A 20031-nucleotide genomic window follows, 5' to 3' on the forward strand; every position below is an offset into this window, starting at 1 on the left:
TTATGTCTACAATTGAAACGAAGCTTGCTCAAATTGGAAATCGCAGTGAAACAACAACAGGAGCAGTCAATCCACCCGTTTACTTCTCCACTGCGTACCGCCACGAAGGAATTGGAAGGTCAACAGGGTTTGATTATTCCCGAACAGGAAACCCAACACGTCTTCTATTAGAGCGCGCAATCACCGACTTAGAGCAAGGAGAGCAAGGCTATGCCTGTAGCTCAGGAATGGCTGCTGTTCTTCTTGTCCTTTCACTATTCCGATCTGGTGACGAACTTATTGTATCTGAAGATTTATACGGCGGAACATATCGTTTATTTACAGAGCACGAACAAAAATGGGATGTTCGATGTAGATACGTAGATACGCAGCATATACAAGAAATTGAAAAAACAATTTCACCAAATACAAAAGCAATTTTCATAGAAACACCAACAAACCCGCTTATGCAAGTAACGGACATCGCAGCAGTTGCTACCGTTGCAAAACGGCACAACTTGCTTCTTATTGTTGATAACACATTCTACACGCCGTATTTACAACAACCATTAACAACTGGAGCGGACATTGTCCTGCATAGTGCTACAAAATATTTAGGAGGTCATAACGATGTGTTAAGCGGACTTGTCGTTGCTAAAGGTGCAAAACTATGCGAGGAACTTGCCCACTATCATAATGCATCTGGAGCTGTGTTAAGCCCATTTGATTCTTGGCTTTTAATACGCGGCATGAAAACATTAGCACTGCGCATGAAGCAGCATGAAGAAAACGCAAAAGCAATTGTTGCCTATTTACAAGGGGAGGAATCTATAACCGATGTGTTTTATCCGGGAAAAGGCGGTATGATCTCTTTTAAACTGAAAAAAGAAGCATGGATTGATCCATTCTTACAATCTCTGTCTCTTATTACGTTTGCAGAAAGCCTTGGCGGCGTAGAAAGCTTCATTACATACCCAGCAACACAAACGCATGCCGATATACCAGAAGACATTCGCACTGCCCGCGGCGTTTGTAATCGTCTGCTCCGCTTCTCTGTGGGAATTGAGAATCAAGATGATTTAATTCAAGACTTACAGCAAGCACTTAAACAAGTAAAAGAAGGAGTGAGAATATGAGTTATTCACTAGATACGCTTTTACTTCATAATCGTTTTAAACATGACAAACAAACAGGAGCTGTCAATGTTCCTGTTTATAACACATCCACATTTCATCAATTTGATGTAGATGCATTTGGAAAATATGATTATAGTCGCTCTGGAAATCCAACGCGCGAAGCTCTCGAGAAAATAATTGCTTTACTAGAAGGCGGGAGCAAAGGATTTGCGTTCTCATCTGGCATGGCTGCTATTTCAACAGCTTTTCTTCTTTTATCACAAGGAGACCATGTTCTTATTTCTGAAGACGTATACGGAGGTACATATCGAATTGTAACTGAAGTTCTCTCTCGATACGGCGTTTCTCACACATTCGTTGACATGACAAATTTAGAAGAAGTAGAACGCACTATTCAGCCGAATACAAAAGTTTTTTATGTTGAAACACCATCAAATCCATTATTAAAAGTGACAGATATTAAAGCCGTTTGTGAACTTGCCAAATCTGTTGGTGTGCTCACTTTTGTTGATAATACATTTTTAACACCACTATATCAAAAGCCATTAGAACTTGGGGCTGATATCGTTCTCCATAGTGCAACAAAATTTATTGCCGGTCATAGCGACGTTACCGCCGGATTGGCAGTCGTAAAAGATGAAGAGCTTGCAAAGAAAGTTGGCTTTTTACAAAATTCTTTTGGAGCTATATTAGGACCGCAAGATTGTTCCCTCGTCCTTCGCGGCTTAAAAACATTGCACGTTCGCTTAGAGCACTCTTCACGAAGCGCTGAAAAAATTGCCTGCTATTTGCAAGGGCATCCAAAAATTAAAGATATCTACTATCCTGGATTACTGTCCCACGCCGGATATGAAACACAGCACGCTCAGGCAAAATCAGCAGGAGCTGTCCTTTCCTTTACACTAGAATCTGAACATGCATTACGCCAATTTCTAGCACATATTCAGCTTCCCGTATTCGCTGTTAGTTTAGGAGCTGTTGAATCGATTCTTTCGTATCCAGCAAAAATGTCACACGCTGCGATGTCACAAGCAGAACGTGAAAAACGAGGGATTTCAAATTCACTGCTACGCTTATCTGTTGGATTAGAAAACGCAGACGATTTAATTGCGGACTTTGAGCATGCGCTTACGTATGTAGAAGAGGTCGTTATCTCTTAAAAAAGGTTAAATCTGGTCATGCATAGAAGCGATTTATAGGTAGAAAATAATTATAGACTCAAAACAAATACTTTCCGTTAGGAGAAATAAGAGAGCTAGATGAAGAAAATTCATTTAGCTTTAAATCTATTAAACGGATAATTTCATTAAAATTTGTGTTTCTTTAAAACCTAATCTTTTATATAATTCTTTCGCCGTATTCGATGCAAATACATTTAAACCTATTTCTTCATAGCCCTTTAATTTTAACTCCTCAATTCCGTGCTGGATAAGTATCTTAGATAGTCCTTTTCCACGATATTCAGGTAAGACAAATAAATCATAGATAAATCCATGGATTGCATCTGTAAAGTAATCTCTATTTTGACCAAGAAGAATCCATCCTTGTATTTGATCCTCTTCTTTGGCTACTAGATAATATCCCCCTTTTTCCAGTATAGCGGTAAACATTGCATATACCTTTTCTTTCGAAGGGTTAACTGTCTTACCAGTACTTTCATATACCCCAGCTGCAGAATGCTTTAAAATAACGCTCACATCTTGATTATTAGCTTTTAGAATTGGAAGTGACATCATATATTCTTTCTCTCCCATCACCAGTAAAATAAGCTTCCATAGAGATTTCCTTTTGATGTAGCCATGTATTTTGCCCCTCTACACTTCAATCTGCATCGTATCGTAAGCAAACGTTATATTCATACCTTCTGCCCGCAATTCAGCTTCGATTTCTTTCAGTTCGTCATATCCAAGATTATCTACTTCTTCAATGTGCGTAATGATTGTATGTTTTGCTTGTAATTGCTTCGCTACTTCTAGCGTATCTTCAAACGTCGCCTCGCGTATACGCTCAATAAAAGCACGGTCTCTTATTTGCTCTTTCGTCTTCCAATCAAACTCGACGATTCCCATCGGCAAAATAGCTACATCTAAATTACCAATTAGGTGAGCGGGTGGTTCCCATTTATATAATTCATCCATTGCAATCAATACCCGCTTTTCTTTTTCTTCTAATAAAAACGCATACACATATTGTTCATGTAAACGAAACGGAGTAACTTTCACTTTATTTTTCACGAAAGATTGCTCATCTCGTAATACGATTAAATCAATCCATCCTTGTTGCTGCATAAATTGCAGATGATCCCACGATCCTAGAAATTTTTCCATATCTTCTGCTACTTGCTCTGGTACATACACAGTAGTAGCCCAAGCTTTGTTCGTTTCAAACGCCATCGTTTCCCAAATTCTCCGGCCCATCGTATGATCAGGATGCCAATGTGAGTAAATCCCGGCTTCTACTTTTGAAATGTGAGATCTCTCTAATTGCAATCGTATTTCTTCTGGTGTATCAATTAATAAATGAAGATCGTGAATAAAAACACTTGGTCCCATTCTACTATATGGTAAACCTTTTTCCCTCGCCTCTTTGCTTACTTTGCTATAACTCCCTGGTCTCGGAATCGGTGTGGCTCCGCCTGTTCCTAAAAATTCTATCCTCATGACTATCCCTTCTTTCCATCCTTATTAATTTCTAGATTGATATATATAACTCCTTTTCTAATTATTCCAAAAATTTTCAATTATATTATTGAAAGAAAAATAAAATATGGTAAAATTGTGACATAAATGAAAATGTTTTTTATTAAGAACAAAAATATCCGTTATTTCAATCTACAAACCTTGATTTACCTCATTGGAAAAACGTCCAAAATTATCTAATTTATTTACACCATGTTCTCTTTTCTTACAGTTTCTTTACTTTAGGGCATTTTTTTTGCAACAACTGTTTTCATTGCTTTAAAATTTTGTTATGTATATTATGGTATAACAGCACGCATGGAGGTGGAAAAGAATATGTTAGAAACCTTTCAAAAGGAATTAGAATTGTATGAAAATAATGCGGAATTATTAAAAGTACTTGCTCATCCAGTTCGTTTATGTATTGTAAAAGGATTAATTGAACGAGGTCCAAGTAACGTTTCTACAATGTATACAGGTTTAAACATGCCCCAATCTACAATTTCCCAACATTTAGCAAAATTAAAAAGCGCTAAGATTGTTTCGAGCGAAAGAAAAGGGCTAGAAATTTACTACAAAGTAGAAAATGAAACGATTATTCAATTAGTTCGCGTATTACTAGGTTAGGGGTATTTAAATAAAAACAGGGTGTATTGTATATTTTTAATCTCATATCTTTAATATAAATATATATCATGAGAAAAAATATAAATACTACATAATCCTAAACAAAACGTCGTATTAACCTACAAAACAAGGCGCAGAGTTTTACTCTGCGCCTTGTCTTATGAAAAAATATGTAGATAATGCTCTAAGTTTAAACGCGAAATCCCCTTTTGCTGAATCACAACATCAAAAGCATCACCTATACCACCTTGTAAAATCATAGAACGAATCGCACGATTTTTCTTTTGCTTATCAGAAAACGGATTACGATCTTCATGATTTACAAGCTGTTCTAAAATACCTGCAGCTAGCAAAAATTCTCTTTGCTTCGTATGCCATACTGTTTGTAATCCTTTCTCTTCTCCAACTGTCTTCAAGGCATCCCAATGAATATGAGTTGTTATATCCATCTCTCCTGGAAATTGAAGAGGATCAGGAATCATTTGATGCCTATAATAGCTTCGCAGGCTTCCTTCACGATGAGCTGGATGCGCCCATTCTTCATTTGTATAACCATAATCTATCGTTATAAGCAATCCTTCTTGCAGCCAACTTGTCAGCTGTTTTACATAATCATTCATTTGTAACGGTACTTCAAATCGTTGTCCTTCATATAGTGAAATTTGATGTCTTTGCAAATACTTTATAACACTTTCACTATCCAGCGGTCGCAATACTTCAACAAGTCTACCTTCACTGTTATACTTTACACGTACTTCATATAACATTCTTTCTCGTTTCTCTATCACTTCTACAGGAAACGCGTCAAACAACTCATTTGAAAAAACAATTCCTGTAAAGGAAGCTCCCAATTCCTCATAGGATGCATATTGCGAAACATTTGAAAAAGAAATAAGTTGTTGTTTCTGCAACTCTCTATGAAACGGACTCACCTCTATAATTGAGTATTGCATATTTTCAAACGTATCAGGAGATATCGTTTGCCACTCTTGTAACATGTCATACGCAAATCTTCCTGTTCCCCCACCAATTTCACATATATGCGGTGAAACAACTTCTGATTTCACAAGCTGAATAAAAAAATGAGCAAATGTTTTTGCATAAACAGAAGACACATTACTGCTTGTAAAAAAATCTCCTTGCCTTCCGATTTTTTCACGTTCTTTCATATAATAGCCATTGTTTACGTCATATAATGCAAGGCTCATATATGTACTATAAGAAATAGACTGATCTATTTCTTTTTCCATTGCTTGTTTTAGAACGTGTTCCATCCTCGTACCCCTATTGTAAAAATGGATTATTTTCTTTTTCAAAACCAATTGTTGTTTCTGGGCCATGTCCACATAACACTTTTGTATCATCCGGCAGTACAAATAACTTCTCTTCAATACTCATGATTAATTCTTGGAAACTGCCTCCTGGCAAATCAGTACGGCCAATGCTCATTTGAAATAAAACATCTCCGGAGAATACAGCATTTGCTTCTTTGCAATAGTACGAAATACTTCCTGGTGAATGACCTGGTGTTTCATACATATCAAATGAAAACGAACCAATTGTTAATACTCCTTCTTCCTCGATGATGTGGTCCGCAGGTTTTGCCGTAATACTACGATTCATCATAAAAATTTGCGAGCCATTACAAGTAGCATCTCCTAGCCAATCAGCCTCCTCTTGATGAACATAAACCGGAATTTGAAAAGCAGTACGTACTTCATCTACCGCACCAATGTGATCGAAATGTGCGTGTGTTAATAAAATAGCTAACGGCTTTAACTGTTCTTTCTTTACATAATTTACAAGTTTTTCCCCTTCACTACCTGGATCAAAAATAATACATTCTTTTTGATCATTACTTAAAATATACGCATTTGTTTGCAGTGTGCCTAACGGCATCTGAATCCAATTCACTCTTAATCTCCTCCAGTCGTTACACTCATTTTCATCATACAACATTTTCTTCTCATAAGAAAAGAAACGATACCTCGACAACAATATGGAAAACATGTACAATAAAAATGAAAAAATATTACAAAAACTCAAGCAAAAATGAGAGAGTAGAGGGGGATATGTATGGGTCTTGTTATTATTTTTGCGTTAGTCACTCTGTTAGGTGTATACTCTTCTCTTAAAACGTTGCGAGATAAGAACCTTCTTGCTGGAGGTTTTTCCGTTGCAACTGTACTTGTTTTCGGTTGGTTTACAGTCATGACCTTTATAAATAATGGCTATCCACCAACACATTAAGCAACTTGTCTAAACTCTCTACATACATCATGACTTCTAGCATATGCAAAAAGGAAGGGATCCCCCTTCCTTTTTCTTATTATGCTCGCAAAAGATTATTCATTTGTTAACCTTCAACACATATAAAGATTCACTTTACTTTGCTTCATAAATATACTTTTTCACAAGCCAAGCACCGCCGATTACTCCAGCATCATTTCCAAGTGCCGCAATTGCTAGTTTTGTGCTTTTAACAGCACGTGGAAATGCATATCTTTCGAAATAGCGTTGAATTGGTTGCAGCAATGCATCACCTGCTTTTGATACGCCACCACCAATAACAATTTTTTCTGGATTTAATGTACTAGAAAGGTTTGCCACCGCTAATCCTAAATAAGAAGCAACTTTGTCTACTATTTTCGCTGCTAATATATCACCTTGTGCAAGTGCATCAAACACGTCTTTCGATGTAATGCTTCCTTCTTGTTCTAGCATCGAACGTAGTACACTTGCTTCATCTGTTTCCTGCATTTTTTGCATCGCAATGCGTACAATACCAGTTGCTGAAGAAACCGTTTCTAAGCATCCTGATTTCCCGCAATTACAAGCAAAACCATTTTCTGTTACAACTGTAATATGACCAATTTCACCAGCTGCTCCGCTTACACCATGTACGATTTCACCATTTGTGATGACACCGCCACCAACACCTGTTCCAAGTGTCATACAAACAATATCCTTTGAACCTTCTCCAGCACCTTTCCACATTTCTCCAAGTGCTGCAATGTTAGCATCATTATCAACGACAACTGGTAAACCAGTTTCTACTTCTAATAAATCTTTAAGAGGATAGTTTTTCCATCCTAAGTTTACTGCTTCATAAATCATTCCAGAAGCAACATGAACAGGTCCTGGGGCACCCATCCCAATTCCGATTAATTTGCTTTTTAACTCACCTAATTCTTCTAACTTTTTATCAATTGCTTTCGCAATATCAAGTGTAATATGTTTTCCCTGTTCACTTATATTTGTCGGAATCTCCCATTTATGTAAAAACTCACCGTAAATGTTAATAAACGCTAACTTAATTGTTGTTCCACCAAGATCAACACCAACCAACCATTTCTCTTCCATTTTACTATCCTTCCTTCATCGATTTCTTCAGCTAATCGCGGCCAGTAAGACCCCCACCTCAAGATTCTGAGGAAACAAAGAAGATAGACGGGGAATAACTGCTGACATGCGCCCGATTGGTTCAACTAGCCATCAGTGGGGGGATACCCCCCACTGATGGCAGTTTCACTTTATCTCTTTTTGAATTTCCTGCTTTAATAAAAATAAGGCAGTTTGATAATCTTTTGGCTCAATCAGCTGTGATTTATATAATTCACGAAGCTCATCGCCCATTAATTGTAAGTCCGCAACACGGTCTCCTGTATAAATAATCGTTCCAAATTTCTTTAATAATTGTTGAATATCATAAACAGATATCATTCTTTCACCCTCTATGTCCACTTACTATAAAAACATAATAAGAAAACGTTCACATATTTTATTATAATAAACATGAAAAAGAATCGTCAATTTATAATTGACCTATGTAAGTTCCAAAATAGAGATTGTTTCTTTTTCTGTAATAATTTTTTGTACAGTTTTATCAAACGGTTCAACTGGGATATGAGAGACAATTTGAAAATCAAAAACTAATGATAGCGTTTTCTCTTTATAGTTCACAAGATAACGATCATAATATCCTCCGCCATATCCTACCCGCTCTCCTTTTCGCGTAAACGCAACACCTGGCACGAGAAGTAAATCAATCTCCTCTGCTGATACCTCTTCTGTTATAGACGGATCTGGCTCTCGTAAATTCATATAAACCGTTTCTAATTGTTCAAAATTCGTAATTTGGCGGAATGTCATTGTTCTCGTTTCACGATTACATTTTGGGACAACAATTGCTTTCCCTTCTTCCCATGCCTTTTCAATAATTGCATATGTATTTACTTCACGTTCCATAGAAAGTGTAATCCCGATTGTTTTTGCCTCAATCCATTCTCGTTGTTTATATAAAGAATCCACAATTTTTGCTGATAAAGTCGTATACTGTTCTTCCGATAAAGCATTCATACGCTGCAATATTTCTTTTCGTAATCTTTTTTTCTCTTCCTTCATCATAAATTCCCCCTATATACAAAAGAAACAGTAGGAAAATATCCTACTGCTTACTTTGTTTCGCGGTGTAACGTAGACTTCTTGTCACGCTTGCAATATTTTTTAAGCTCAAGACGCTCAGCGTTGTTACGTTTGTTTTTCTTTGAGATATAGTTACGATCTCCGCATTCTGTACATGCTAGAGTAATATTTACACGCATTCTTATTTCCCTCCAGTCACTAATAACTTAAATCAGACTATACTATAATACCACTTTTAAAATAAAAATTCTACACCTTTTGATATTGTCTAATTTTTTCTATAAGAGTATTCATATTTTCCTTTGCTATGACTGGATTTCTTGCTTGAGAATACACAAGAAATTTCGGTTGATTTACATCAGAAACAACATAGGACCACTCTTCTTCCGCATGTGTAAACTTAATTCCCTCTAATACCTCAAACTCCCGCTGTGCCATGTCTCTAAGCAACATCCCTAACACTTTTCCTTTCTCATTCCATGAACAAACTACCTCGTCACATAATAAGTAAAGTGGTGGATATTGCTCTAACATTGCCGGAAGTGTCTTCCCTTGAAGAACAATTAACTCCAATAATTTACCAATTCGAAATAAAATATCTTGCTGCCATCTCATTTGAAATAATTGCTTATTTTCATTCTGCATATAAAAAAGAAGATAACATTCTCCTAACTTTAATGGTAATGGATAGACACATTCATCTTTTTCAAATAATAAATTTGGAATATCAATCTCCTCACAATTTGTATTTTTGTAAATATTCCCATAAGAATCATATAACTCAAATGTATTTCCCTGTTCCCGAAACATAATAGCCATATCTGCTTGACTCGATTTCATTAATGACTTAATATGCTCTTTTTTCTCAGCCGCATATATCCACGTTACTGTGCAGCCAATTTTCTGTAAAAAAGATAGTAACAAAGACTGAAACATTTCATCGCACTTATTTATAAGAAGATGGAATGTTTGTTTTTTTATAGCTGGTACATCTATTAATTGCAGAGCAGATTCAATATACATTTTTGAACAAACATGTATGACTTCGTTATTACCGATTTTTTTACAATCGACATATCGAAATGACTCCGCCATATACAAATTTTCTATTTCTTTTTGCTTTTTATATGTTAATCCCGTTCCTTCTTCATTATAAAATTGAATGACTAGTTTCTCATCTTGCCCCTTATAAAAATACACACCGCCAATGACATTTGTTTGCCCGACCGCATATCGAAAACAAGACTCATTTATTTCTTGGCATTCCATTGTATGCAATCCCACTGTATGAACAGCATGTAAAAAAATATGTTTAAACATTTCTACTTCTGCATGTGCACTGCTGCCAATCAGCAAATTTCCTCCTTCTTCTAATAAAGAACCGTATGCCATTGCCAATTTCACAACAACTTGCGGTGTAATATCTAAATTACTTCTTCCACACATACGACTTTTCTGCAGAAAACACGAAATATTTTCATGCTCTCTAATTCCAGATGAAGCAATAATTGTACTGTTTTCAACCACTTTCTCTGGCCATACTTTTCCCTTCGCCTTGATCACTACATTCCGTCCAATTCGACATTGATCAGCCACAACACTCTTTTCAAATAAAGTAACTCCATCTTCAATAATTGTACTTGCCCCAACTGTTGTTCCAAGCAACTCACATTGCTTTCCTATGTACGTATGGGGGAGTAAAATACTTTTTTGAAGACGAGTATATGCAGAAATCATGCTATGCTTACCGATAATAGAATACGGCTCAATAACAGCTCCTGTTTGTATTGTTGTTCCTTCACCAATAAAAGCAGGACCGTGGATCTTTGTTCCTTTTTCAATTGTTACATCTTCGCCAATCCATACCATTGGCAACACTTCTGTATATGGAATAGGTACATGAACTTTCTTTGTAAGCAAGTCAAATTGCGCCTGACGATATTGAGCAAATGTTCCAATATCAAGCCAATATCCATCCGCTACATATCCATACATGGCTTCTTTGTTTTCCAATAAAGGAAATACATGATGACTAAAATCAAAAAACGTATGAGGTGTAATATAAGAAAAAATCTCGGGGTTCATAATATAAATACCAGTGTTTACTGTATTGGAAATTACTTCGTTCCAGCTTGGCTTTTCAATATATTTAATAACTTCATGACGCTGATTTGTTACAACTAATCCATACGATAACGGATTAGCTACTTCTTTTACAAACATTGTAACTATTCCGTTATGACTGTTATGAAAATCAATCCCTTTTGACAGCTGAAAATCTGTTAGCGCATCTCCGCTAATCACAACAAATGGCTCATCTAAAAACTTCTCTGCTTGTTTTACACTCCCCGCCGTACCAAGAGGAGGAGTGTCTTCAAAATAATAGAGCTTTACTCCCCATTTACTACCATCACCAAAATAATTTTGAATAACGGAACTCATATATTGAACAGTAATAGCAATTTCTCGAATACCATGCTCTTTCAATAGTTCAATACTATATTCCATCACTGGCTTTTGTAGTAGAGGCAACATGGGCTTGGGAAGGTTACATGTTAACGGACGTAAACGCGTCCCTTTCCCTCCTGCTAAAATAACCCCCTTCATTGGCATTCAACCTCCACATTTATGATGTTGAACTGCTTTTTCATACGTGTGTGCGGTTGCTCTTGCAATTTCACCCCAACTATAGTGAACAAGAACATCTTCATATCCTTTATTTGCCACGCACTGAGCAAATTCTCGTTGTTCTATAATAAATATTAATTTCTCACTCAAATTTTGCGAACAACCTGATTCCATTTGAAACCCATTCACACCATCTATAATAATCTCTTGCAGGCCACCCACACGCGAAACCAAAACTGGTCTCTTTGCAAGCATCCCCTCTAATGCAACAATCCCAAAAGGTTCATACAAACTTGGAATTAATAATACATCACACCTTTGGAGAAAAGCTCGTTGTTCTTCCTCTGTAATATGACCGAGAAAAAAGATAGAGTGTTGCAGTCCTCTTCCTTGAACAACTGCACGGTACTGCTCTAACATGGGCCCTTGGCCTGCAATAATAAATATAACCTGTGGGTATAGCTTAATAATCTGCGGCGCAGCTTCAATAATCGTATAAAAACCCTTCTCATTGACAATACGACCAATTGAAAATATAACCAATCTTTCTGCTAAATTATAACGCCTCGTAATTTCTAATGAAGGCGTAACAGCATGAAAGAAATGACGGTCAATCCCATTTGGATGTACAAAAACACCCTCACCATTTACTTCCAAATCTCGTACAACCTCATCTTTCATAAACTGACTACAAACAATCACAATGTTAGATTCTTTTACTAGCTCTTTTTCATGCATATGTATTTGCCATTGCAGTGATGTATAAATTCCACCATTACGTCCACGTTCCGTTGCATGAATGGTTGTAACGAGAGACAAATGTTGCTGTTTTTGCAGTTCCATCGCACAAATAGCAACAAGCCAATCATGAGCATGAATCACATCAAACGTATAACATTTACACAGTTCCTGTGTATAAGCAAACATAGACTTGTTTAACTGAGCAATCCACTCATAAAAATGATACTTTTCACGATCATCAACTGACACACGATGCACATGTACATCATGTACCTTTTCATATGTCGTGCAATGCTCTTCGTGTACCGTTACTACATGCACATAATGTCCATTATGTGCAAGAGCACGGGATAATTCATACACATGCCTTCCAAGGCCTCCTACCATCATCGGGGGATATTCCCATGCCAACATTAAAATATGCAAAGGCTCCATACATCCCTCTTTTCTCTTCACGTAGAAGAATAAAGTGAAACTTCCTTTCATGAACGTTTTTTCATGAAAGGTTAGTTGAACCAATCGGGCTCTTACGGGTGGTTTGACCTTCTTCTTGCTTATACTTCTTACCAACCGTTTGAGCGGGGTAAAGTGAAACTTTCGTCCCACGAAAAAGTAAGCGTTTTCTTTTTATTGCATTATAATCCATCTTACCACCGCAACAAGCAAGTAACAATAATCCTTTTTTGTCATATTTTGACTAAAAAAGAGAGGAACACTTTGCATCCCTCTCTTTTAACAATTTTTATTCATTTAATAAATAATGCTTCCCTTTTACAAGATAAAATACATTTTCTGCAATGTTTGTACTATGATCAGCCACTCGTTCAATATAACGTGCAATAAACGACAGCTGTGTAATTTGTCCAATCGTCTCTGGCTGATCTGGAATAGAAGAAATAAACTCACGAATTGCTTTCCCATAAAGTTCATCAACTTCATCATCCATCTCAGCAATCTTTTTCGCATATGTTAAGTTTTCTTCTCTATAAGCTTGAATCACATTTTGCAGCATATCTATTGCAATTCCGAACATATTTTCAAGGTTTTGTAATGATACAGATACTTCTTTTTCACCAAGACGGATTGTTGACTTAGCAATATTTACCGCGTGATCTGCAATACGTTCTAAATCTGTTGCAGTTTTAATAGAAATAAAAATTCTTCGTAAATCACTAGCAACAGGTTGTTGTTTCGTAATCAACATTAATGCAAAGTCATTAATTTCTTCTTCCAAATTATCCATACGATAATCACCATCGATTACCTCAAGCGCCTTCTCTACATCTCTTGTGCGCAATCCTTCCATTGCAATTTCAAGAGCTTGTTTTGCTAATTCACCTAGTTCAATAATTTTTTGCTGTAATGCTTGCAAATCATACTGAAATTGTTCGCGTACCATGTTGGTCCCCCTTTATTCGTTACACGTGCTCCAATATAAGATGAAGCTCTCACCGAAATATTCCAATTGATAAGAACATACATTTCTCTCTCAAACAGACACTATTAACCGAATCGTCCTGTAATATAATCTTCTGTTCGTTTGTCTGTTGGAGTTGTAAATAATTTATTCGTTTCTGTATATTCCACAACTTCTCCGCTTAAGAAGAAAGCAGTTTTATCAGAAATACGCGCTGCTTGTTGCATATTATGCGTAACAATAACGATACTGAAATCTTTCTTTAACTCTTGAATTAACTCTTCCACTTTTAATGTAGAAATTGGATCTAACGCTGATGTTGGTTCATCCATTAAAATGACATCTGGTTCAATCGCTAAGCAACGTGCAATACATAAACGTTGTTGCTGTCCACCTGATAGCCCATACGCATTATCATGTAATCTATCTTTTAATTCATCCCAAATCGCCGCACCGCGCAAACTCTTCTCAACAATTTCGTCCAACGTTTTCTTATCGCGAATACCATGAATTTTCGGGCCGTACACAACATTTTCGTAGATTGATTTTGGAAATGGATTTGGCTTCTGAAATACCATTCCAACATGTGTACGTAATTCCTCAACAGGATAAGATTTCTCGAAAATGTTACGATTACGATATTCAATCACCCCTGTTGTCCGAACGATTGGCACTAGTTCAACCATACGATTTAACGTTTTTAAATACGTAGATTTTCCGCAGCCACTCGGGCCAATAATTGCCGTCACTTCATTCTCGTAAATACTTAAATTAATATCCTTTAATGCGTGGTCTTCTCCGTACCATAAGTTTAAATTTTTCGTATCAAATACAACCTTTTTTGTCTGAGGTACAGTCTTTTCTTCATTTTTCACCTGTACATTTACTACTGTAGATACCATTTTGAAATTCCCCTTTCATCCATGTCTTTCTTACTTACGATTTCGTAGCCATATTGCAAAAGTATTTATAAAAAGCAACAACAGTAGTAACACGATAATTCCAGCTGCTGCTACATGTTGAAACTCCTCCTGCGGCCTGCTCATCCAATTAAAGATTTGAATTGGTAAAACTGTAAATTTATCAAATACATCAAGCGGTACATAGTTTGCAAAAGCAAGTGCTCCAATGACAAGTAATGGCGCTGCTTCTCCAATCGCTCGTGATAACGCCAAAATACAGCCTGTTAAAATTCCTGGCATTGCTGCCCTGATAACAACACGAGACATTGTTTGCCACTTCGTTGCTCCCACTCCATAAGATGCTTCTAACAGAGATCTCGGTACAGATCGAAGTGCCTCTTGCGCTGCTACAACAACTGTCGGCAAAACGAGAAGACTCATCGTTAATGCTGCTGCCAATATACTTTCACCTAACTGCAATCCATATACAAACATTGTTAACCCTAATAATCCAAAAACAACAGATGGCACTCCTGCCAACGTTTGAATGTTGATTTTTATCATTCTTGTAAACAATGATTGCTTGGCATAGTATTCTAAATAAAGAGCTGTTCCGACTCCAAATAAAAAAGAAGTAGGAGTAACAACACTCATAAATAAAATCGTTCCCGATAAAGCAGCTGCAATACCAGCTTCCTCCGGATTTCGCGATGCAAAATTGGTGAAAAAATCAAATGAAATATATGTTATACCTTGTTGAAAAATTTGATATAGTAAAAAAATTAATATACAAAGTGAAAATAACATAGTCATACGAAATGCAATCTTGCATACACGATCTTTCCAAAATCGAGAAGGCATATGTTCTTCTATGTTTCGCTCGTTTAACATGCGCATATTATGTCGCCTCCTTAAAACGACGCATAATATACTGCGCAATCATATTCATGATAAGTGTAAAAATAAATAGTGTTGCTCCGACAGCATACATGCTGTAATAGGTCAGCGTTCCATAAGGAGCATCCCCTAAGCTAACTTGCACAATATAAGCCGTTAGTGTCTGAATAGACTGTGTCGGATCTAATGATAAGCTTGGCGTTGAACCACCCGCAATGACAACAATCATCGTTTCTCCAACTGCTCTTGAGGCGGCTAGCACAATTGCTGCTACAACTCCCGTAAAAGCTGCTGGTAATACAATTTTCTTTGCCGTTTCAAGACGAGTAGCTCCGATCGCAAAGGAAGCTTCTCGCACCTGATGCGGAACAGCACGCATCGCATCCTCACTAAGAGATGCAATCGTTGGAATCATCATGATACCAATTACAATCCCTGGACTAAGTGCGTTGAAAAACTGTAGATCCGGAACAATGCGCTGCAAAACAGGTGTAACAACTGTTAAAGCAAAAAAACCGTATACAATTGTCGGAATCCCCGCTAGCAATTCTAATGCCGGTTTTAATACCTTTCTTGCTGCACTAGAAGCGTATTCACTTAAAAATATCGCACATCCTAATCCAATCGGAATCGCAACAACCATTGCAATGATAGTAACAAGCACAGTTCCATATATAAGCGGTAAAATACCAAACTTAGGATTCTCAAAAAAAGGAAGCCATTCTTTTTCTGTAAAAAAGGAATATATTGATACTCTTTCAAAAAACATAAATGTTTCATTTGCTAAAGTTACAATAATTCCTATCGTTGTAACAATAGAGATACTGGCGATTATTCGTAATACGAAAGGAACCATTTGATTGATTCGCTGTGCATTCTTTCGCTTGCCTATATTTCTTTCAATCAAATGTTGAACAGAAACCGTAACGTGACTCTTATCATTACGAGCCAAAGATGAAAACCCCTCTCCATCCTGACATTATTTTTGTATTTCTGTTAACATTTGCAGCTGTTGATTATATTTATATTGCGGTAACTTCACATATCCAATCTCCTCTACGAGCTCTCCTGCGTGTCTCATCATAAAAGATACATAATTTGCAACACTTTTTTTTGCTCGAATTGAAGAATTGTTTACATATACATAGAGCGGCCTAGACAGCGGCTTATATGCCCCGGATTGAATTGTTTCTTTCGTCGGGGGAATACCGTTAATTTTTACGGCCTTTACTTTGTCACGATTCGCGGCATAATATGCATATCCAACAAATGCAATTGCGTGTTTATTACTCATAACACCTCTTATTAGAACATTGTCATCTTCGGATAATGTAACTGTTTTTGTTATGAGCTTTTTTTGTAACACTACATTTTGAAAATAATCATACGTACCAGAATCCACCCCTGGTGCGTAAAATTGTATCGTTTCCTGCGGCCATTTCGGATGAATTTGTGACCATTTTTTCGTTGTTTCACTTTCACTCCATACTGTTTGTAACTCTTCTATTGTAAGATTATCTGCCCACGTATTCTCACGATTCACAATAAGCGTAAGACCATCATAAGCAATTTGAAGTGGCGTATACGAGATGTGATGCTTTTTAGCCAGTTGCTCTTCTTCTTTTTTCATCGGCCTAGAAGCGTTTGTTATATCCACTTCTCCTTTTCCAAAACGATGAAATCCTCCCCCTGTTCCAGATATACCAATGGAAAGTTTTACAGAGGGTTCTCGTTTCGTATACTCTTCTGCTACTGCTTCCATAATTGGAAAAATTGTAGAAGATCCATCAATTTGTACTTTCCCTACAATATTCGCAGCAGAAATAGGTAACGTATGAGCAGATAAAAAAAATATCGATAATATAACCATGGTGTATGCTCTATTACGTTTCACGTAATATTTCCTCCTAGGGGCCTTCTGATAACAGAAGTACACATATAAGAATAATGCTGAACTATTAACTCGGTTTTAATAATTTGTAAAGGTTTTGTAAATACCAACATTTTTTATACGTTAACGAACAAGCAATTATGCCGCACTATCAACTCGGTTTTAACAGTTTGTAAAAGTTTCGTAAATATCAACATTTCCTATGCGTTAACGAACAAGTAATTATGCATCTGTAGCCTATCTTCCATCAGTGAATGCTTCCCCTCCTACCTTCTTTGTTTTCTCTGAATCTTGAGGCGAGAGTCTTAATGTCTGCGAATAACGTGATAAAGTGAAACTTCCANNTTTTACGGACAGTTATCCCCGCCTATTTTCTTCGCATATCTCTGAATCTTGAGGTGGGGGAATCTTACTGCCCGTTAATGCGGGATAAATCCCATTTCATTCATTATTTACGAAAACACAACCCTTATTCCATAAGCTTGTACACTTCTGTCATCACTATATGCAGCACACATAAAAAAAAGCACACTATCTTCACAGATAGTGTGCCAATCTTACATATTTTTTATCCTTATTGATTTGTTTTCGTAGTATCTGCTGGTTGTCCAGCTTGTCCGCTAGTTTCTTGCTTTTTCAAATCGAAATATGCGTCCGTAATTCGGCGTGCAATATTTTTGTTTATTGGATTGTGATCATTGGTCATCCACGGAACAACAACAGAAAATGCAATTTCCGGATCAGATGCCGGCGCATATCCAACCATCGTTAAATTATACGTAGTTGGCGATTGACCTAATTGTGCTCTTACTTCTTTTTGATCTGGACCAGCATAAGCTGCCTGAGCTGTTCCTGTTTTTCCGGCCGGATCATATGTCGCATTAGCAAAAGCAGAATGACCTGTTCCATTCGGTGTTTGCATTACCATTTTAAAGCCCTCTTGGACGCGCTTAATATAATCATCTTTCATATCTATTCGATTTAAAACAACCGGCTCCATCGATTCTACTACTGGACCTAAATCTTCTGGTTTTGAAGTCGGCCTGCGAATTTCTTTTACAATCTGCGGCTTCATACGATAACCACCATTTGCAATCGTAGATACATATTGTGCCAATTGAAGCGGTGTATATGTGTCATACTGTCCAATTGCTAAGTCGAGTAAGTTCCCTGGTTTTCCTTCCAGTCCTTTTACTCCAGACACTTCATTTGGTAAATCTATTCCAGTTGGCACTCCAAGACCAAATTGACTATAGTAATAACGCATTGTATCAAAGTCCTTTGGTTTAATACTTAATGTACCATTTGGAACATAATCTACACCTGCGATTTTCATCGCTGTTTTAAACATATATACGTTTGAAGATTGTTGCAGGGCTGTTAAATCATTAATTGGCCCCATTGTTTTCCACGATTTTTTCACCGGCGTACCTTTAAGTTTGATTGGTTCATCAACAAGTACTTCTCCCGGCTGAATTGCTCCTGTTTGATATCCTGTCAAAACAGTTGCTCCTTTTACAGTTGAACCCATTTCATATGAACTCGTCATGGTGCCAAGTGCATAATCTTGTATAGTAGGTTGTCCATTTTCATCTTTGACAAATTGTTTACCAGCCATTGATAAAATTTCTCCGTTTTTCGGATTCATCATAACAACAAACGCACGGTCCATATAGCCCGCTTCACCTGTAGCTTTCGCTTTTTTCATTTCTTCCTCAATAATTTGTTCAACCTTCTTTTGCAGCTCCATATCAATAGTCAGAGTTAAATTCTTTCCACTTTCTCCTTTAGATACGTAATCTGTTTCAATAATATTGCCCTTTGAGTCTGTAATATTTTTCACTTCTGCTTTTGTACCATGCAACACGTCTTCGTATTGCTGTTCAATATAACTTTTTCCGACGCGATCATTACGATCGTAATCACGAACTAAGTAGTAATCTAGATTCTCTCGCGGTAATCCCTCATCAGAACTCGTTACACCGCCAAGTACAGTGCGGAACATATCACCATAAGCATAGTTACGATCCCAATCAACCGTAGTGTCTACCCCTGGCAACTTTTCTAAGTTCTCACTAATTACAGCATATTCTTCAGGTGTAGCATCTTTCTTAATAATTTGCGGCGTCATTGTATAACCGCTATCCATTTTACTCTTAATTGCTAACACTTCTAAATCCTGTGGAGTTAATTCATTTAATTCTGCTTCTGTAATACGGTCAAGTTGACGCTGCGCTAGTTCCTTATCGTCAATCTTTTTCGCTGTGAGATCCGCTTCATCTTTTTTCGTAATTTTTTCTTTTGCTCGCTCTGGATTTAACAGTATCCAAAAATCTTTTTTATCTCGTTCTGTTAACTTATCCGTCGGTACATCAATTAGTTTCGCAAGTTGCTTTGCAGTTTCTAAACGTTCTTCAGGTTTCGACCCCTTCATTCTTGTATACGTAATCGTTCGAAGTGGTGTATTATCTACAACCGCACGACCATACCTGTCATAAATCTTTCCGCGTGGAACAGGAGTACTTACCGTTGAGTTTTCCTTTTTGGCTACTTCATTTTTATAATCTTCACCATGTACAATCTGTACCATTCCTAAGCGGATAATAACTGTCGAAAACAGTAAAAACACACAAAAAAACAACACATTCAACCGAAACGGAAGCGTGGCTTTCTTCTTTTTCTTTTTCTTGCTCATACGAACCCCCTCTGC

General features: G+C 37.0%; 20 protein-coding genes. 4 read left to right on the forward strand and 16 right to left on the reverse strand.

Annotation, left to right across the window (positions count from 1 at the left end; all coding sequences use genetic code 11):
- Positions 1 to 2: 2 nt before the first annotated feature.
- Positions 3 to 1115, forward strand: coding sequence for a methionine biosynthesis PLP-dependent protein (locus CN326_RS07140; RefSeq protein ID WP_098307756.1), 1113 nt, complete (start codon positions 3 to 5; stop codon positions 1113 to 1115).
- Positions 1112 to 2275 (forward strand): cystathionine beta-lyase, encoded by a 1164-nt coding sequence (gene metC / locus CN326_RS07145; RefSeq protein WP_098307758.1) that lies wholly within the window; start codon positions 1112 to 1114, stop codon positions 2273 to 2275. The genes CN326_RS07140 and metC overlap by 4 nt, the downstream gene beginning before the upstream one ends.
- 129 nt (positions 2276 to 2404) lie before the next feature.
- Here the strand turns inward: metC and CN326_RS07150 are convergent, their stop codons facing one another.
- Together CN326_RS07150 and CN326_RS07155 are read right to left on the reverse strand one after the other, a co-directional pair.
- Positions 2405 to 2851, reverse strand: coding sequence for a GNAT family N-acetyltransferase (locus tag CN326_RS07150; RefSeq protein WP_255258106.1), 447 nt, complete (start codon positions 2849 to 2851; stop codon positions 2405 to 2407).
- 78 nt (positions 2852 to 2929) lie between these two features.
- On the reverse strand, positions 2930 to 3775 hold the full coding sequence (locus tag CN326_RS07155) for an MBL fold metallo-hydrolase (protein ID WP_098307760.1): 846 nt from the start codon (positions 3773 to 3775) through the stop codon (positions 2930 to 2932).
- A 354-nt stretch (positions 3776 to 4129) separates the two neighbouring features.
- Between CN326_RS07155 and CN326_RS07165 the strand changes: the two genes are divergently transcribed.
- Positions 4130 to 4420 carry an ArsR/SmtB family transcription factor gene (locus CN326_RS07165; protein WP_000894376.1) on the forward strand — a complete coding sequence of 97 codons (291 nt, stop codon included), beginning with the start codon at positions 4130 to 4132 and terminating at the stop codon, positions 4418 to 4420.
- 158 nt (positions 4421 to 4578) lie between these two features.
- On the opposite strand, the gene CN326_RS07170 is transcribed toward CN326_RS07165, so the two are convergent.
- Both CN326_RS07170 and CN326_RS07175 read right to left on the reverse strand, forming a co-directional pair.
- Positions 4579 to 5694 (reverse strand): class I SAM-dependent methyltransferase, encoded by a 1116-nt coding sequence (locus tag CN326_RS07170; protein ID WP_098307762.1) that lies wholly within the window; start codon positions 5692 to 5694, stop codon positions 4579 to 4581.
- A 10-nt stretch (positions 5695 to 5704) separates the two neighbouring features.
- Positions 5705 to 6334 (reverse strand): MBL fold metallo-hydrolase, encoded by a 630-nt coding sequence (locus CN326_RS07175; RefSeq protein ID WP_098307764.1) that lies wholly within the window; start codon positions 6332 to 6334, stop codon positions 5705 to 5707.
- Positions 6335 to 6496: 162 nt separating this feature from the next.
- Here CN326_RS07175 and CN326_RS07180 point away from each other — a divergent pair, with 162 nt between their 5' ends.
- Positions 6497 to 6670, forward strand: coding sequence for a DUF2759 domain-containing protein (locus tag CN326_RS07180; protein WP_098307766.1), 174 nt, complete (start codon positions 6497 to 6499; stop codon positions 6668 to 6670).
- Positions 6671 to 6805: 135 nt separating this feature from the next.
- On the opposite strand, the gene CN326_RS07185 is transcribed toward CN326_RS07180, so the two are convergent.
- The 12 genes from CN326_RS07185 to CN326_RS07240 all read right to left on the reverse strand — a co-directional run bounded on the left by CN326_RS07185 (position 6806) and on the right by CN326_RS07240 (position 20016).
- On the reverse strand, positions 6806 to 7783 hold the full coding sequence (locus CN326_RS07185; RefSeq protein WP_098307768.1) for an ROK family glucokinase: 978 nt from the start codon (positions 7781 to 7783) through the stop codon (positions 6806 to 6808).
- A gap of 165 nt (positions 7784 to 7948) precedes the next feature.
- A complete protein-coding gene (locus CN326_RS07190; RefSeq protein ID WP_141524992.1) occupies positions 7949 to 8143 on the reverse strand; it encodes a YqgQ family protein in 195 nt (64 codons plus the stop codon).
- 102 nt (positions 8144 to 8245) lie between these two features.
- Entirely contained in the window at positions 8246 to 8824 is a 579-nt protein-coding gene (locus tag CN326_RS07195) for a 5-formyltetrahydrofolate cyclo-ligase (RefSeq protein WP_098307772.1), read from the reverse strand.
- Between the two features lie 50 nt (positions 8825 to 8874).
- A complete protein-coding gene (rpmG, locus tag CN326_RS07200) occupies positions 8875 to 9024 on the reverse strand; it encodes a 50S ribosomal protein L33 (RefSeq protein ID WP_012095458.1) in 150 nt (49 codons plus the stop codon).
- 70 nt (positions 9025 to 9094) lie between these two features.
- A complete protein-coding gene (locus CN326_RS07205) occupies positions 9095 to 11452 on the reverse strand; it encodes a sugar phosphate nucleotidyltransferase (protein ID WP_098308042.1) in 2358 nt (785 codons plus the stop codon).
- Positions 11453 to 11458: 6 nt separating this feature from the next.
- Positions 11459 to 12649 carry a glycosyltransferase family 4 protein gene (locus CN326_RS07210; protein ID WP_176524546.1) on the reverse strand — a complete coding sequence of 397 codons (1191 nt, stop codon included), beginning with the start codon at positions 12647 to 12649 and terminating at the stop codon, positions 11459 to 11461.
- A gap of 307 nt (positions 12650 to 12956) precedes the next feature.
- Positions 12957 to 13613 (reverse strand): phosphate signaling complex protein PhoU, encoded by a 657-nt coding sequence (gene phoU, locus CN326_RS07215; RefSeq protein WP_098307776.1) that lies wholly within the window; start codon positions 13611 to 13613, stop codon positions 12957 to 12959.
- Positions 13614 to 13717: 104 nt separating this feature from the next.
- Entirely contained in the window at positions 13718 to 14533 is an 816-nt protein-coding gene (pstB, locus tag CN326_RS07220; RefSeq protein ID WP_098307778.1) for a phosphate ABC transporter ATP-binding protein, read from the reverse strand.
- Between the two features lie 30 nt (positions 14534 to 14563).
- The gene (gene pstA, locus CN326_RS07225; protein ID WP_098307780.1) at positions 14564 to 15430 is read right to left on the reverse strand and encodes a phosphate ABC transporter permease PstA; all 867 of its coding nucleotides are present in this window, start codon (positions 15428 to 15430) and stop codon (positions 14564 to 14566) included.
- A gap of 1 nt (position 15431) precedes the next feature.
- Positions 15432 to 16382 (reverse strand): phosphate ABC transporter permease subunit PstC, encoded by a 951-nt coding sequence (gene pstC / locus CN326_RS07230; protein ID WP_098307782.1) that lies wholly within the window; start codon positions 16380 to 16382, stop codon positions 15432 to 15434.
- A 27-nt stretch (positions 16383 to 16409) separates the two neighbouring features.
- Positions 16410 to 17300 carry a PstS family phosphate ABC transporter substrate-binding protein gene (locus CN326_RS07235; protein ID WP_098308044.1) on the reverse strand — a complete coding sequence of 297 codons (891 nt, stop codon included), beginning with the start codon at positions 17298 to 17300 and terminating at the stop codon, positions 16410 to 16412.
- Between the two features lie 595 nt (positions 17301 to 17895).
- A complete protein-coding gene (locus CN326_RS07240; protein ID WP_098307784.1) occupies positions 17896 to 20016 on the reverse strand; it encodes a peptidoglycan D,D-transpeptidase FtsI family protein in 2121 nt (706 codons plus the stop codon).
- Between the last annotated feature and the right edge of the window lie 15 nt (positions 20017 to 20031).

This window comes from Bacillus sp. AFS018417 (assembly GCF_002560985.1).
GTDB classification, from domain to species: Bacteria; Bacillota; Bacilli; order Bacillales; family Bacillaceae_G; genus Bacillus_A; species Bacillus_A rhizoplanae.